The organism is Spirosoma pomorum (genome assembly GCF_054776615.1).
The window spans coordinates 174,380-190,665 of sequence record NZ_BAAHBP010000039.1 but is presented as its reverse complement, the minus strand read 5'-3'; the positions used below and the strand labels follow the sequence as shown (position 1 = coordinate 190,665).

General features: G+C 51.9%; 10 protein-coding genes. 4 read left to right on the top strand and 6 right to left on the bottom strand.

The window, feature by feature from the left end; genetic code table 11:
• The first annotated feature begins 9 nt into the window (after positions 1-9).
• Positions 10-297, top strand: a complete 288-nt coding sequence (gene gatC, locus ACYVAD_RS24695) for an Asp-tRNA(Asn)/Glu-tRNA(Gln) amidotransferase subunit GatC (RefSeq protein ID WP_461142220.1) — start codon at positions 10-12, stop codon at positions 295-297.
• Between the two features lie 93 nt (positions 298-390).
• Here the strand turns inward: gatC and ACYVAD_RS24690 are convergent, their stop codons facing one another.
• Complete coding sequence (locus ACYVAD_RS24690; protein WP_461142219.1) at positions 391-2,784, bottom strand: DUF11 domain-containing protein; 2,394 nt, start codon at positions 2,782-2,784, stop codon at positions 391-393.
• Positions 2,785-3,078: 294 nt separating this feature from the next.
• Between ACYVAD_RS24690 and ACYVAD_RS24685 the strand changes: the two genes are divergently transcribed.
• A complete protein-coding gene (locus ACYVAD_RS24685) occupies positions 3,079-3,540 on the top strand; it encodes a response regulator (RefSeq protein WP_461142218.1) in 462 nt (153 codons plus the stop codon).
• Between the two features lie 83 nt (positions 3,541-3,623).
• Here the strand turns inward: ACYVAD_RS24685 and ACYVAD_RS24680 are convergent, their stop codons facing one another.
• The gene (locus ACYVAD_RS24680; RefSeq protein ID WP_461142217.1) at positions 3,624-7,802 is read right to left on the bottom strand and encodes a CheR family methyltransferase; all 4,179 of its coding nucleotides are present in this window, start codon (positions 7,800-7,802) and stop codon (positions 3,624-3,626) included.
• Positions 7,803-7,920: 118 nt separating this feature from the next.
• Between ACYVAD_RS24680 and ACYVAD_RS24675 the strand changes: the two genes are divergently transcribed.
• On the top strand, positions 7,921-8,937 hold the full coding sequence (locus ACYVAD_RS24675; protein ID WP_461142216.1) for a chemotaxis protein CheB: 1,017 nt from the start codon (positions 7,921-7,923) through the stop codon (positions 8,935-8,937).
• Here ACYVAD_RS24675 and ACYVAD_RS24670 read toward each other — a convergent pair.
• The 4 genes from ACYVAD_RS24670 to msrB all read right to left on the bottom strand — a co-directional run bounded on the left by ACYVAD_RS24670 (position 8,934) and on the right by msrB (position 14,184).
• Complete coding sequence (locus tag ACYVAD_RS24670; RefSeq protein ID WP_461142215.1) at positions 8,934-9,521, bottom strand: HdeD family acid-resistance protein; 588 nt, start codon at positions 9,519-9,521, stop codon at positions 8,934-8,936. The two genes, ACYVAD_RS24675 and ACYVAD_RS24670, sit on opposite strands and share 4 nt — an antisense overlap.
• 100 nt (positions 9,522-9,621) lie before the next feature.
• Entirely contained in the window at positions 9,622-10,890 is a 1,269-nt protein-coding gene (locus ACYVAD_RS24665; protein WP_461142214.1) for a D-alanyl-D-alanine carboxypeptidase/D-alanyl-D-alanine-endopeptidase, read from the bottom strand.
• A gap of 73 nt (positions 10,891-10,963) precedes the next feature.
• The gene (locus ACYVAD_RS24660) at positions 10,964-13,594 is read right to left on the bottom strand and encodes a T9SS type A sorting domain-containing protein (RefSeq protein WP_461142213.1); all 2,631 of its coding nucleotides are present in this window, start codon (positions 13,592-13,594) and stop codon (positions 10,964-10,966) included.
• A gap of 182 nt (positions 13,595-13,776) precedes the next feature.
• The gene (gene msrB / locus ACYVAD_RS24655; protein ID WP_461142212.1) at positions 13,777-14,184 is read right to left on the bottom strand and encodes a peptide-methionine (R)-S-oxide reductase MsrB; all 408 of its coding nucleotides are present in this window, start codon (positions 14,182-14,184) and stop codon (positions 13,777-13,779) included.
• Positions 14,185-14,313: 129 nt separating this feature from the next.
• Between msrB and ACYVAD_RS24650 the strand changes: the two genes are divergently transcribed.
• Positions 14,314-16,221, top strand: a complete 1,908-nt coding sequence (locus ACYVAD_RS24650; protein ID WP_461142336.1) for a RecQ family ATP-dependent DNA helicase — start codon at positions 14,314-14,316, stop codon at positions 16,219-16,221.
• Positions 16,222-16,286 lie beyond the last annotated feature (65 nt).

Here is a 16,286-nt window from a genome sequence, read left to right as displayed (position 1 = left end):
TCTTTCATTATGAAGGTCGATCAGGAAACTCTGCATAAAATTGCTCACCTTGCCCGGCTGAACGTCCGGCCCGAGGAAGAAACCGAATTGCTTAACAGCCTTAACGGCGTGCTTGACTGGATGGAGCAACTCAATGAGGTCGATACAACCGGCGTTGACCCGTTGACCCATATTTCTGCTGAAACGAACGTATTACGGGAGGATCGGGTGGCGCAGCATCTACCCCGTGAGCAGGCGCTAGTCAACGCACCCCAGCACGACGAACAGTTTTTCGAAGTTCCTAAAGTGCTGGAGTAATTGCCAGTTGGGACGGAGTACGTAAGGCTCCAAGCAGAACAGCCCCGATGACGCTACGTCATCGGGGCTGTTCTGCTTGGGGATAGCTTTAACTTATTTTACCCGAATGTCGGCGCGGGCGGTGTCGTCCTCACCATTGTCAACGCCATTACCAGGCGTTGAATCAGGATCAGGTTGACCGGCTGCCAGAATCTGGGCCGTGCAAACACCCTGGCCGCTGACGGCAATCTGTGCGCGGAACTGAAGCGTAACGCTGGATTGTGGCGCCAGGTTGCTAACGTTACCGACCAACGTCGTACCAACCAGCGAGAAGTCATTCCCCGGAACGAAGTTTTGTCCAGCAGGTAGATAAGCGCCCAGGCTGAGGCCCGTTGCGGTGAGTCCCCCGGCGTTTTTAACCGTAAGCGTATACGTGATGATCTCACCCACACTGGGAATTCGGTTACTGGCTGATAGTGCGATGCTGACATCCGCTTTGTCCGAGTCGGGCGTAGGCTGGTTGGACTGAACGGCGGGTAGTGGTACCTGATTCGGGTTTGGAGACACGTAAAATCCGTCGCCTGACTGTTTTGTCCGGAAGTCGAGAGCCGCCATATCATCCTGCCCGTCGCCGGTACCCGAGTTAGGCTGACTGTCTGGATCGGTCGAACTGGCCTGCGCAATTTCTGCCGCGTTCCGGTAGGTACCGGCCCCGACTGGTCGAGCAACGAACGTAAAGGTTCGGCTTGCGCCCGCATCCAGGTTGAAGGCAGCACTAAGTAGTTCACTGCCATTAGCACCCAAGTCTCCCGAAGAAACAAAGGCCAGATTATCGGGCAGACGGTTTCTGACAACGACGTTCGATGCTTGGTTAGGGCCGTCGTTTTTAACGACCAGTGACAGAGTAATCTGTGAGTTCTGTTCGGGTGTCCGCTGGCTGGCCCCCATCGCCAGACTTAGATCGGCCACTTGTGGTTGCGTTACGGTGTTAATCTCGAACGTATTTGACGCAACGCCCAGCAAAATGGGAGCGGTGGAAACCACTCGAATCTGATACCGACCGCTTTGGTACGCACTGGGTAGCGTCACCGCAATCGGGCTGCTGGCGCCACTACCCAACGTGGCAACGTATTGGCCGTTCTGATTAAGAAGCTGGACCTGCCACTGATTATCACCATTGAATGAGCCCAGGGTAGCGAACGCAACCTGGATCGTGGAGTTAGGAGCAATGACGTTCGCCAACGTACCCGTAACGGCGAACTGCGATGGCGTGACGGGTTGGGTGTTCTGAAAAAAGTTGTCATTCAGGCTGTTGCTCCAGTTACGAGCAAAGCGCGATAGGCCCATACGGGCTGGAATCGAAGATGGGTTCAGGTAATACTGCGGGTGCGTAACGGGCCGGATACCATTGGCAAAGTGAACGTCCGTATTCCCTGCGTTTCGGTTGACGATCGTATCGTTATAGGGACCCTGAAACACATTCAGTCCCGGCGTATCGATCACACGTTGCTGCAGGTTAACGACTTCAGGTCGAAATGTGGCTCCGTCGAACGAAGCACGGGCAACCATCCAGGGAACGTTACGTCCGCCAAAATCACTACGCGACTTCTGAATGACGTTTGCCAGACGATCGTAATACTGTGGAATACTGGTATTCCCGTCGGGGAAGCTGTATTCGGCTTCGCCTTGGTGCCAGAGAACGGCCCGGACCCCCGCCATGGAACCGTAGTAATTAAGGATATTTTTGAGGTTACTGTACGGTTGCAGATTTGGCCAGTTGCCGTTGCAGAAATACCGGTTACAGGTAGGTACACCGTTGGCCGTACTAGACCAGTTCTCGACCGTCGAGCCGTCCCAGCCCGCTACGTAAAAGGCCACTGGTACGTTGTAACGATTAACGATGTAATCACCTAGTTCACCCCAGCCCCACGAGCTTTCGGCCATCGGAAAGATACGACGTCCTGCCGTCAACGGTTTGTAGTTTGGTACCGGAAAGGGATCACCCGACGAGGTGAGCAAACCCGTCGATTGATCGTAATAGTGATTAATCGAATCAATGGCGTTAACCCGATCGGTAGCGGTACCCAGATCATTATCATTCATGTTGATACCCCGGGAATTAGATTGACCCGCCGTCACGAAAATCTCGCCAATCCCAACGGGCTGTACGGTTGCCTGGGCCGCAACATTACCGCCTACTATCGTGCGCACGGTCAATACGTACCAGCCACCCCGGCCCGTCAGCGAGCCAAGAAATAGATTGTTGGTTGGATTTGATTGAATAACCTGCCAGTCGGTAGCGGTACCCTGACCCGCATTAACCGGTGTTAGTTGCGCTTCGACGCGATCGGCCGAACCGGTTAACCGACCTGATACGAACAGTCGCCCGTTACCATCAGCGCCCCGCTGCACGACCAGACGGGTCATGGGGTACGTGATCTGAAGTTGAGCAAAGGCAACAACTGGAAAAAGAAAGAGCAGAAGCGCCCATCTAGTAAATGTGGACATGTGAATTCAGTAAAATCTACCGCGAAAATAGCTAGAAAGTAGCATTTGGTAGCGACGAGCGTATGAGTTTGTAACTACCTGATTCGTAGATACTCGTCATTTATGAGTATACAGGCAGACAAGGAATTTTTCGATGAGTAGATAAGTCGTCTATATATTCTTAAAGTCTACTAGACTTTTGCCGATTTATCATAATTTTGATTAGTTAAGAACTCCGCCTGAATACCAATCATGTAAGCTCTTTGCTGACTAGCCCCTCAAACTAATCTCATAAACACTATCCGACAACTACTTATGAATCAAATAGTTAAAAGGAAAAAACAGGGAAAAAGGCAAAATATTCTCGTTGTCGAAGATAATGCTGACCAATGGTTTATTATTCAGTGGGCATTGAAGGAGCGCTTTCCTGAGGTAGAGCCTGTTTGGTTCTCCAATGCTTCGCAAGTACTCATGTATTTAGAATGCTGCCTGGAAAATACTACTCAGCTGCCTAAACTGATCTTACTGGATTTGTACCTGCCTAACCGGGAAAATGGGTGGCGATTATTGGAAGCTATTAAACTGCATCACGTCTACCGGGAAATCCCGGCGATCATGCTAAGCCGTTCCGGCGATCCGGAAGATATTCGCGAATCCTACATGCTGCGCATCAACTCCTATATTGTTAAGCCAGACAATTACGAAAAGTGGCTTGACTGTTTTACTGCCTTTCGGCATTACTGGTGGGAAGCAGCCACCTTACCTATCTCCTATTAATTTATGGGTCAATTATAAGCTCCGGCTGAATAGTCTACACCAGTAGACTATTCAGCCGGAGCTTATAATTGTAATGATTCGTGTTAAACGGGTGAATAGGCAACTGGGAATGAGAGAATGAATAAAGTGCCTCCACCCGGTTCGCTAGCCACCGTTATGGTGCCATCTAGTAGCTCGCTAAGTTGCCGAACAATGGAAAGGCCAATACCTTCGCCCCGCTGATCAGAATTTACGGAAAGATTCGCCTGATCAATATCAATACCGGGACCCGTATCCAGCACGCTAAACTGCCAGCGCCCATCGTCCTCAACAGACTCCCACCTCATGGTAACCCCCCCAGATTGAGTATATCTCAGCGCGTTGAGCAGAAGATTCTGAGCGATCCGGCGTAGCTTGATAACATCACCTTCGACTAATAGCGGGCGTTTGCCTTCAACACGTAACCACAACCCTTGTTCGTTAGCCAGCGGTCGTACGCTTTCTACCAGCTCTATCAGCATGTCAGCAGCGTCGAATAATTCAAGCTGCCGCTGCTCCTGACCCGCTTCCAGTCGAGCAACGTCCAGTAGCTCAGTGAGCATATTCGTCGCCTGCTTAATATTTCGCTGAAGCATACTGAGCATTTGAATACGTTCATCATCATCAGATGCTATATCCAGCATGGTAGCTGCCCCCTGAATAATACCGAAGTTGCCGCGTAGGTCATGCGAAGTACGACGTAAAAATTCACCCCGATCCTTGATGTGCTGGCGAAGCGCACTCAGATTTTCGAGCGTATCGCCAGAACTCTGTAGTTCGTCCAGCAATTGATTCTGTTTCTGCTCGGCTTGCTTCAGGGCCGTTATGTCCATTCCGGTAACCACGACACCATCATCAAAGTGCGTAACCGAAAGGGCCATCCACTCACCATCTGGCTCGTCAGAGGTGTATCGTTCTTCGTAGTAAGGGTCACCGGTCAAACGTACCTGCCGGAGAATAGGAATGGTTTTATCCAGCCAGAGAAACTGCGCCAGTTGGTGCACTGGGCGATCAACCAGCTGACTAGCACTTTGATTGAGAAGTTGAGCAAATTTTTCGTTGCAGACGGCAAGTCTAAAATCTATAATCTGATGATGCTCGTTGTAAACGGCCTTCAGAAATGCGATACGAGTCGGAGAGCTATCCAGGACTGCCTGTAAGTTCTGGGCCGTTGCCCACGCTTTCTGTTCAGCCTGTTCGAGCTCGGCCGTGCGTTGCTGGACCCGGCGGTCAAGTTCTTGGTTTGTTTCTTTCTGAATATGGACATCGGTGCAGGTACCGATATAGCCCGTAAAATTACCGTCAGGGGAGAACGTAGGCTGTGCCGATTCCAGCATCCAGTGGTAGTCACCGGTGTGGCGCAGCAGACGATACTCGGCCGTGAAGGGTTGTCGAGCCGAAAATTGATTGTGGTAAGTTGCCAGATAGTCCACCCGATCATCGGGATGAATACTTTGTAACGACCCCTGGCCTATCTCGTCTTCCAGCGTACGTCCCGTATAGGCCAGCCAAGCCTGGTTCAGGAAGTTATACCGACCGTCGGTACCCGCCACCCATATCAGCATGGGGGCATTATTGGCAATGTTACGAAACCAGGTTTCCCGTTCTTCTGACAGGCGTTGCGCCCGCCGGGATTCGGTAACATCCTCAATGGCCAGCAGGACAGCTTCCTGACGCTGCTGCTGCACGACCTTACAGGCATTGAAGCGTAATACTTTTTCGCCCAGTTCGGAGAAGTGGTGGGTTACCTCAAAATTCTGAATGACGGAGTTATTGTGGAAGACATCTTCAAGCATGTGCCTCAGGCGGGCAATGTCCCACTGGCGATTGTCGAGTTCGTAGATTAGGGTTCCTTCTACGTCGTCCTCCTGAAGCCGGAATGTTTTGTAAAACGCTTTGTTAGCGCTTTTGAGTCGCAGATCTTTGTCCAGAACTATAGTGGCCTCCCGAATGGTCGCAAAAATGGCTTCCGAATACCCGTAAGCTTCTGAGAGCTGATCGTTCCGTACCTGAAGTTCCTGATTGATGGTCAGAAGTTCTTCGTTTGTCGATTCAATTTCCTCCTTGCTAGTCTCCAGTTCCTCATTAATACTCTGTAGTTCCTCATTGGAACTGACAATTTCTTCGTTGGCCGACTGAAGTTCTTCATTACTGGCTTCCTGCTCTTCAATGATAGAGCGCATGTCTTCGCGCAGGTTCGCCAGTTCATCCTCCAGTTGTTTGATCCGTCGGTTGCGCGCCTGGGCGATAGACGTTTCTGAGATGATGGCGGGCGCTACTTCTTCGAAAACAATGAGAAAGAGCCGTTCATCGGTGTCCGTAGTCACGGGAATTGCTTCAATAGCGACGTGGTGAGTCTGCTCTTTAATTTTGATTTCCAAGCCCGTTTTACGTACGGGCTGGCCCGCCTTCTGCGCTTTGTGAATAACGTTGCGTAGATCGAAAACCAACGTCGTTCGGGCCATTTTGAGCAGGTTCAAACTAGCTTTACCGGGTGCTGGCTCCAAAAATAAGCCGGTTGACCCCCGAAATTGCAAAATCTCCAGTTCTTGATTGACTACGACAGAAGCGGGGATATACTGCGTAAGAAGAATATTGTCGATCACCCTATCCAGGTTGTTCCCGCCACTACCCGCTGAATTAGGTGTCTTCATAGTTGTTATTGCGACTTCTGTTGGGGGAGTAACGTCGAGCTGACGTTCGAGATTTGCCTGGATTGGTCCGGGCTGAATGTTCATATCGAACGTAGCCCGGCTTATGGTATCATTTTTACGGACAAAAACCTTGAAGCGTTTCTCAATCTGGGCGAAGAGTGTGGTAGATGTTCCTACGGTTTCGGATTTGCCCAGTATCAGATAGCCGTTTGGATTCAGGGCGTAATGGAAGGTGGCGATGGCCCGACGCTGAAGTACGTTATCCGTGTAAATCAACATATTCCGGCAGCTGACCAGATCAAGTCGGGAAAAGGGGGGATCTTTAAAGACGTTATGGGGAGCAAACACGCACATGTCCCGAATCGCTTTGTTGATGCGGTAGTGATCGTCTACTTTAGTGAAAAAACGCTGAATTCGTTTGGGCGATACGTCCAGCATCTGGCTGCGGGTGTAGGTCCCCAACCGGGCTCGGGCAATGGCTGACTCACTCAGGTCAGTGGCAAAGATATTGATCGGAATGTGAGTAGCCTGCTCGCCCAGAATTTCCATCAGTAGCATGGCCAGCGAGTAAGGTTCCTCGCCAGTCGAACAGGCGGGGACCCAGATCCGGATTGACTCACGCGGGCTTTTATGCTTGATTAACTGTGGAAACAGCACTTTTTTCAGGTAATCCATGGTATCGGTATCCCGAAAAAAGTTGGTCACGTTGATCAACAGATCGCTGTACAGAGCCTGCCCTTCGGATGGGTTCTGGCGCAGGTACTGCGCGTAGTCGGCCAAAGTATCCAGTTTATACAGCAACATACGCCGAATAATGCGTCGCTGTACGGTGGTTACTTTGTAATGGGTAAAGTCGACGCCAATTGATCGGCGCAGGAACAGAATAATCTTACGGAGGTCTTCGTCGTTGGTGCTTGTTTCCTCGACAAGCTCGTTCTCCGTTTGTGCCGTCTGTTGAAAAATAGTGCTCTGACGACTTAACCGGATCAGTTCGTTCGCAATACCAACCGGCGGTAACACCATGTCGACAACCCCTTCGGAGATGGCGGCCTTGGGCATACTCTGAAAGGCGGCTGTCTCATCCTGGGCGAACGTAATACCGCCAGCGGCTTTGATTGCTTTTAAGCCGGACGTACCATCATTACCCGATCCTGACAGCAAAATGGCGATGGCTCCTTCGCGCTGCCGTTCGGCCAGTGACATAAAGAATTCATCGATAGGCATCCGGATAACGGGTGAACTCCCGCCCCGGCGCGACCGACGGGGAATAAACGTTAGCATCCCATCGATAAGACTCATGTCTTTATCGGCCGTAAGGACATAGACCCGATTCGGCTTGACCTGCTGTTGCTGTTCGGCTACAATGATCGGCATGGCCGTTGTCTGACTCAGCATCCCAACCAACTGATCGGGTGGAATAAGGTCGGTATGCTGAATGAAGATGAATGCCAGTCCTGTAGTGGGTGGCAAATAACGTAATAAGTCTGAGAATGCATCCAGGCTTCCTGCGGCTCCGCCGGCGGCAACTACCGGAATCGGTTGACGAACAGAAGCAATGTCACTCTCTGAGGCAGACTCGTTATTGGCCATACAAATAATCTTTCTGTAAACTAATCGATTGTCGGCCGGTTAAACAACTACCAACCAAAAGAATAGACTAAAAGTAGTCGTTTAAGCCAGGCTGTTTTTACTTATTCAGATATACAACATGGCTAAACGAGACATTGTGGTCATTGGGTCGTCGGCAGGCGGCATTTATGCGTTGAAGGAACTGATGTCGCTGCTGCCGAAAAGCTTCGACGCGTCTATATTTATAGTGCAGCACGTATCATCGTATTCGCCAAGCTATCTGCCCGATATTCTGAGTCACGTGGGTACGCTGAAAGCAACTCATCCTATGGACGGTGAGTTAATTCAGCCAGGCCGCATCTATATAGCTCCTCCAGATCATCATTTGTTGATTGAATACAATCGGGTGATGGTCAAGAAAGGACCCAAAGAAAATCGGTTCCGGCCGTCTATCGATGCCTTGTTTCGTTCGGCTGCTTATACGTATGGTCCGCGGGTGATCGGCGTCGTGCTGACAGGTATGTTAAATGATGGTACGTCGGGAATGTGGTCCGTAAAGCGGCTGGGTGGTACTACCATTATTCAGGCACCCGAAGATGCCATGTATACCAGCATGCCCAGTAGCGTGCTGGAGTATGTAGAGGTTGATCACATCGTCCCGATAGCAAAAATGGGAGCGTTGCTGACAGAGCTAATCACCGAAACTATTCCGGAAAAGCAGTCGCTCTTGTATGACGAAGAGGAGAGAATTGTGGCTGAAATCAACATTGCCGCCGAGAGCAGCGCCTTCGAACAAGGAATTTTAGGCCTGGGAGAATTAACTCCGTTGACCTGCCCGGAATGCAATGGCGCGTTAATCAGCATAAAAGAAGGTAAACTGATTCGCTATCGCTGCCATACTGGCCATGCGTTCACGGCCAGTTCGCTGCTGGCCGAAACCACCAAATCGATAGAAGAGTCGTTCTGGAAGGCGGCCAAAAGTCTGGAAGAAACCGTTATCTTACTCGAACAGTCTGGTAAGCAATTTGCCGAAGGCGGGAATACCGAAGCCGCCGAGCAGTTTTACGAAAAAGCCCAGCAAGCCCGTGAGCGCGCTAAGCTGACCCACGAGCTTGCCTTTCGGCAGGAGAAACTAAGTGAAGACGAAGCGGTCTAAAGTAGTTCGCTGTGCTGATCGAGCCGTTCTTTTAGCCGACGCATTCGCAGACCGACCATAATCCGGAAGATACCGGCCAGAACAAAGCCAACGCCCGTCCAGATTACGATATTCAGCGCTCCCAGCTTCGGATTGGCCATGATCACCAGGGCGAAAACAACAATACCGATACCCACTGCCAACAGCCACCCCCAGTTACGAACGCCGTAGGCACGCAGGGCTGCCGATGTACCAACGGCAGAGAAGCCACGGAACAAAAGCCATATACCCAGCAAAATGGGTAAAACGTCCAACGTAACGGCTGGGTTTGCCAGCAGATAGATGCCCAGCGCCAGATCGATAATACCCCCAATCAAAGCCCAGCCCCAGCCATCGATGGCCCCCCGGTTCGAAACCGCAAAGGCAACCTCTACTAAGCCGGCAATGGTCAGGCTGATACTGAACAGAATTGCCAGAGAGGCATAGGCCGCCAGCGGGGTCATCAGAATCCATACGCCAAGGCCGATCAGCAGCAGGCCGGTCATGAGCAGCAGCCACCAGTTTTTGACGGCTCGGCGAACTTCTTTAAAGATAGAGTTTTCCACTGTGTTGTTGAGTTATACAGGTTGTAGTAGCCAAACGTAGCTACTCCACCCCAACCATATTCAAGCCGAGTTGTTTGCCCGGCGGGCGGCAGCGGTATGCTCAAAAATGCTCGTGAATTTGCTTTAGTAAGTCGGTCGTGCGCTTCCGCATCTCGCCGACAGGCTGCGTAAAATTGTTATGCATGATGCTGAAATAGAGCAGTTTATTGCGTTTCGTTATGATATAGCCACTCAAGTTATAAACGCCACTCATGGACCCTGACTTGGCGTACACGTACGGTCGCTGACTGGTGCCCATCGAACGTAACGTACCCGACTGCCCGGCAGCCGGTAAAAGAGCAAACAGGCGTTGGCGCGGAACTTTGGCCGCGATACGGCCTAGTAGATCGATCAGTACGTTGGGGGTGAACAGGTTGTAGCGTGATAGTCCCGAACCGTCTACCCATTTGGCTTTTGCCGCCGGGTAACGTAAGACACTATCGGCAACCCAACGTCGAGACTGGTCTGGATCTAGTTTGTCGAACCGGCGCTCGGCGGAGAGCATAAACAGCACCTGCTCGGCAAACTGATTGTCGCTGACAAACAGCATTCGCTTGTAGAGCGAGTCAGCAGAAAGGCCACGCAGTAGTCGGGCATTCGCCGGAATCGGGTAAGAAACCAGTCCGACGGGCCGGTGGAGCGTGTCACTCAACAGCCGGGCCGCCAATTCCGGTGACCACCGAAAGGGAATGTCCTGGTTGCTGATAATACCTGTATTGGGCAGCGTAAACGCATTTGAAAACTCTGACCGGCGTACACTAGTCTGCCTACTGGCCAAGTCCCAAACCCGAATGCTATCCTGAAAAAGAGCCGGGTGTATTCGTTGCTTACTGAAGCGAACAACGTTGCCGTACAAAGGCAGGGGCGCTAGCTCCGCGGAATAGTCGTCGTTATAATCATCCCAGGCCCAGCCCGGTCCGAAACGAGGCCCCAAGTAGTTATTAGCCGCAAAAAACAAGCGCTCTGGTCGACTACGTAAAAACGCCAGCGCTGATGTGTCCGGTAAATCGGGATGAAGCAGAAGCGGGTTTCCCGTTCCCCAGAAAATCAGCGAATCCTGTCGGATAACGTAACGAAGCGTCGGCAAGGAGTCCGAAATGCCCAGCAGACCAGCGTAAAAGCTAAACAGCTTCGTGTTGGAGGCCGGTACGAAAGGAATATCGGCGTTATACTGGATCAGTTGCTTCTTTTTGGCGGGATCGTAGAGCGCCACACCCAGACTATGATCGGTATAAACTGGTAGTTTGCGCAGATCGCGATTTAGGCGTCGGGCGGGCGAGCAGCCGACCAGCACTAAGCCGGTCAATAGGATGAGGAAAGGTCTGGTCATGCAAAAGCGGACTATCGGCGACGTTTCTACAAACGTACGGCCAACAGTCCGCTTTCAACAAGCGCCTTCTGGTTTAGCGCGTCAGAATCACTTTTTGGGTCAGTACAGCATCGCCCGCTGTCAATCGTAATACGTACAGGCCCGTTGGCAACGTACTTAGATCAATGCGTTCACTGATTTTAGTACCACCCACTTTCAGACTCTGCTGTCTTAGGGATTGTCCCATCATGCCCGTGACGACCAGATCGGCCTGCGCCGTTGCCTTGGGCAGGTCTGCTTCAAGCTGCACAAATCCCGTATTGGCTGGGTTTGGATACACCGAAAAACGTCCTTTATTGATGGGTTCCGTGGCCAGAACCGGTGGTGGCGGTGGTACCTGAATCTGGAGATTGTCGACGGCCCATCCCCAGCCGTGAACGAGCTGATCGGCGTAAAGTCGGAACCGGATCAAAACCTGGTTGCCGCCCTGAAAAAATCCGTTGCCCAGCAGCTGAATCTCCCGCTGTTTGTAGAGCGCCGTTGTGCCAACAGTCGTAGAGTTCTGTACGCCACTGGCAGTGGGGTCGTTAACCAATCCTCGATTGTAAGCATTCAGCCAATCGACCTGGTCGTTAGAGTTGTAGCCATCCTGGAATCGCTGCCAGTTCCGGCCATTATCCCTTGAGCCCTCCACAATGACGTAGTCGAAGAAGCCATCGTTTCCGTAGGTACTACCCGACTCGTTTGGCTCGACCAGAACAACCTCATTGAAGCGAATGACTGCACTGTCAGGGTTCGTTTTCAGTGTGATCGGTATTAACAGCACCGACTCATAATTGCCCTGGTAAGCAAAGTTGCTGCCGTTACGGTACGGGTGTTCCGAATGAAGCGCCGGATCGGTAATACCAGATGTTGTGGTTACGCTGAAGCCGTAGCTGACAAAGTCGGACGTTGCGCCAGCGGCCGTAAATGAGTTGGTGTACGAAGAGCGGGCTGCCTGCGTACTCACAACGGGCAATGTATAGAATCCCGTGGTTGGGTTTACAGTCTGGTTCCGGGCGCGCGACGAATCCCGCGCGACAATTCGGTACGTAATCTGATCCCCCGCTTTTAGGGAGTTAGCGGCAAAACGGATACGACCAACGTAGACGCTGTCAAATCCGTTGATTAATGTAGCTGGATTATAGCGAAGCGGAATGCCCGTTTGGGCAACCCCGTTGATTCGATACTCGACATAGGCCGTATCGATACCCGCGGCCCGGTCATCAGAAATACGGGCGTAAATAGGCAGGCTGTCTGCTACCGACGGATTTAGAATAAAATGCTTGTCAGGACTGTATCGAATGACGGGTGGTACGTTATCCGGGCCGATCTGTACCCGATGAGCGTACTGAACGCCAGTAGGCAACTTGCCCGGGTTGGTGAACGCGCGACCCGAAGCGTCCTGCGCCTGGAAATAGTACCAGATGTCACCCTGTGCTTGAGCAGCTGGTAGGGTGTAGGTGTACTCATTGGTGTTTCCTACCCGCGTTGGGGTTACCGAAGTGTAGGTTGAGTCGGTAGTAGTTGGGGTACCTTTTCGGTAAAAGAACCGGATGGAGTTGGCATTCAGGACGGTGTCACTAACAACCTGCACCCTGAATACCAGATCCTTGATATCTTCACTATCTTCCAAGGGAGTGTGCAGTACTGACGTTGTTTTCCATTCCATATCCTGAAACAAATTCAAAATAAGCGGTCCAGGAGTATGAATGGCCTCGGCGTTGTCAATCTGCGGGGTCATCAGCGAGTTAATATTGCCCCCCGGATACGTGGCTTCGTCCAGGTGATAAATGCTTGATGCTGCGGCAAACGTGGCGGGAGCATAAATTCGGGCGCGCTGTCCCGTATTTTTCCGGAGAATGGGGCCGTTGAGGTAGAGTGCCCCACCCGTCAACTGTCGATACAGCGCATTGGTGTTGTCAGAAAACGAATTGACTAACCGCTGGCCCTGGTTGTTTTCGATGAAATTGTCGTAAACGAAAGGGTACCCGGCTGAGAACTTACCTAATGAGCCAGCCGTGCTGAAGCCGCCGATGACACCGAGTCCGTGACCAATTTCGTGCAGGACAACGCTGACCAGATCTGCCTGACCCGCGGGTGGTTTCGCGTCGGTACCGTAATACCAGTTATAGTTCTGGTTGAAATTCGCATTAATGTCCGACGAGTCTGGATCATTTAGTTGCGTCCGAGAAATCTTTTCGGCCAGCGCAATGGGGTAAAAACTGGTTGCTTTCTGCGATCCGTTAACCGCAATCCGGTAGGAAGTCGGGCCTGCTGAGCCAAGTACGTTGCTGGCCTGCCGTGTCCAGTTCGCTTTGATGCGAATGGGAACAGATGACACAATAAGCGTCGACCAGATGTCGACAGCGTACTGAAAAGCGGCCTGCGCCTGCGGGGAGAAACCTGTGTACGAAACAATAAACTGAGACGTAGCAGCGGCCTGCCGGGCGTTGGGACTTTGCCGACTCTTCAGAAAGGCATCCGGAGGCAGGATCGTTGTGAACGAATTGCGATCTGTGCCGTAGCAGATTGTTCTGACACCAGGATATTCAGTGCGCATCTGACGAACAAACTGCTGGTACGAGGCAGGCTCGGTCGCCTGCTTATTACGCTGAGCTAGCAGCGGACCCGTCAGGAGCAATCCGGCTACCAGAAGCCAGGCCGGCAATTTCCAATAAGTCATACAGGAAAAAGGTAGAGGTTAATGTCAAGTATTAAAAACTGGGTTAACTGAAGACAAAAATAAATCAGCGCCCACTATCCCGGGGCACCGTGTCGATGGCCGAACTAAGATAGTAGTAAGCGCTGATAAATAGTACGAGCGACGTTCGCTATTTGTTGCACAAGGATGGCCTGTTGCGAAAATTATACCTGCTCGGCCGCACGTTTTAGAACCAGAGCAACCGAATTCAGGCAATAGCGCATTCCCGTGGGTGGTGGGCCATCGTTGAAGACGTGCCCCAAGTGGGCGTCGCAAACGTTGCAGAGAACCTCTACCCGGTGCATTCCGTAGCTGAGATCTTCTTCCAGTCGAATCCGCTCGGGCTCAATTGGTTCCGTAAAACTTGGCCAGCCGGTACCCGATTCAAACTTGTTTGTGGACTCAAATAAATCGGTGCCGCAGCAGACACAGGCGTAAAGGCCGGGATCATGAGCTTCGCAGTACTCTCCCGAAAAAGGCCGTTCGGTGCCTTTCGTTCGCGTAACACGGTACTGCTCAGGCGTTAGAATCCGACGCCATTCTTCATCGGACTTAATTACTTTCTGGATCATAGTCTTTGTTGTTAGTTTGTGGAGTGATCAGATACGAGGTAAAACTAGTACTTGGCCGATTTGTCTATTGTTGTCCGTAAATTCGCCATAGAAATAGCCAATCGGCCTTATCAGTCCGATCCATACGTAGTGACAGTCCGGCAGATTTTACAGCAGTTTTGGGGATATACTACCTTCCGGCCCATGCAGGAGGACGTGGTCAATACGGCCCTATTCCGCCAGGATTCGCTGGTACTGATGCCCACCGGGGGCGGTAAATCCATTTGTTTTCAAGTGCCGGCCTTGGCGATGAAAGGCGTCTGTATCGTCGTAACGCCCCTGATCGCGCTCATGAAAGACCAGGTCGAGCAATTACGTCGGCGGGGCGTTCCGGCAGCTGCCATCTACTCCGGGATGCACTACCGGGAGATTGATACCACGCTCGATAACTGCATCTACGGTAACACGAAGTTTCTGTACCTGTCGCCCGAACGACTACGGACCGAGATTGTCATCGAGCGGGTGAAGCAGATGACCGTCTGCCTGCTCGCTGTCGATGAAGCTCACTGCATTTCGGCCTGGGGCTATGACTTCCGGCCGCCCTATTTACAGATTGCGGAGTTCCGGGAGCTGATTCCTGATACGCCCATTATGGCCCTGACGGCCTCGGCCACGCCCGACGTTCGGAAGGATATTATCGAGAAACTGATTCTGCGGGAGCCGCAGATTTTTCAGCAAACATTTGCCCGGCCTAACCTGTCGTACTCGGCCATGCAGGAAGGCGACAAGGAGGGACGTTTGTTACGGGTGTTACAGCGCGTGCCCGGTTCGGCTATTATTTACGTTCGTAGCCGCAGACAAACCCAGCAACTGGCAAGCAAGCTAAATCAGTACAATATTTCGGCTGACTTCTACCACGCTGGACTAACTAACCAGCAGCGGGCCGATAAGCAGGACGCCTGGATTCAGAACCAGACGCGGGTAATGGTGGCCACGAATGCTTTCGGGATGGGTATCGATAAACCCGACGTACGTCTGGTGATTCACCTTGACGTACCAGATTCGCTGGAAGCGTATTATCAGGAAGCTGGCCGGGCCGGGCGTGATGGACAGAAAGCCTACGCGCTTATGCTCTACACCAAAGGTGATCTGGAGAATCTGACGTTTCGGACCGAGCAGCTTTATCAACCCGTTGCGATGCTTCGCCGGGTCTATCAGGCCTTAGCCAATTACACGGCGGTGCCCGTGGGGGGGGGAGAGTTTAGCAGCTATGATTTTGACCTGCATGCCTTTACGAATACGTTCAGTCTGCCGCCCCAGGAAACGCATTACGCCCTGAAGCAGCTCCAACTGGAAGGCTTTATCCAATTGACCGAGACGTATTTTCGTCCATCGAAGTTTACCCTGACGCTCGATAATCGACAACTGTACGAGTTTCAGGTAATGAACCCGCGCTTCGATCCATTTATCAAACTGTTGCTGCGGATGTACGGGGGAGAAGCCTTTATGGACTTCGTTACCATTTCGGAGTCGGCGCTGGCGAAAGCCTTTCTGATTGGCCCCGAAGAGATTACGAACCTGCTGGATCAGTTGCACCAGCGGGACGTTATTGTGTACGAGAAGCAGAAAGACAAACCGCAGCTGACATTTCTGACGCCCCGCTACGATGCCCCGTCGCTACCCATAAACGTACAGGAGCTTAACCGCCGGAAGGAGCTGGCCATGCGTAAAGTACAGGCGGCTATCATTTACACCGAGCATCCGACCCAGTGCCGTACGCGTTTATTGCAGGCTTATTTTGGCGAACCACCCGGCGAAGCCTGTGGTATCTGCGACAACTGTATTCAACGGAAAAAGCAGCAGGATCCAGCGCCCGCTCTCGTTCGGGAAGAGGTGCGGGCCTACGTCGCCCTGGCGAACGGACCGGGCGTATCGCCTAAACAGCTCGCGCACCAGTTTGCCAAAACCGACGCGCAGACGCTGGCCCGTACGCTTGAACAAATGTTGGCTGAAGAGGAAATTCGCTACAACAAAAACGGCAATCTGACCCTTAATTAGGGGTTTATTACCGCTGAAAAGTTGATTGTTGAGCAAAGTATGGTACGGGTGGTTGTATGGGCGGA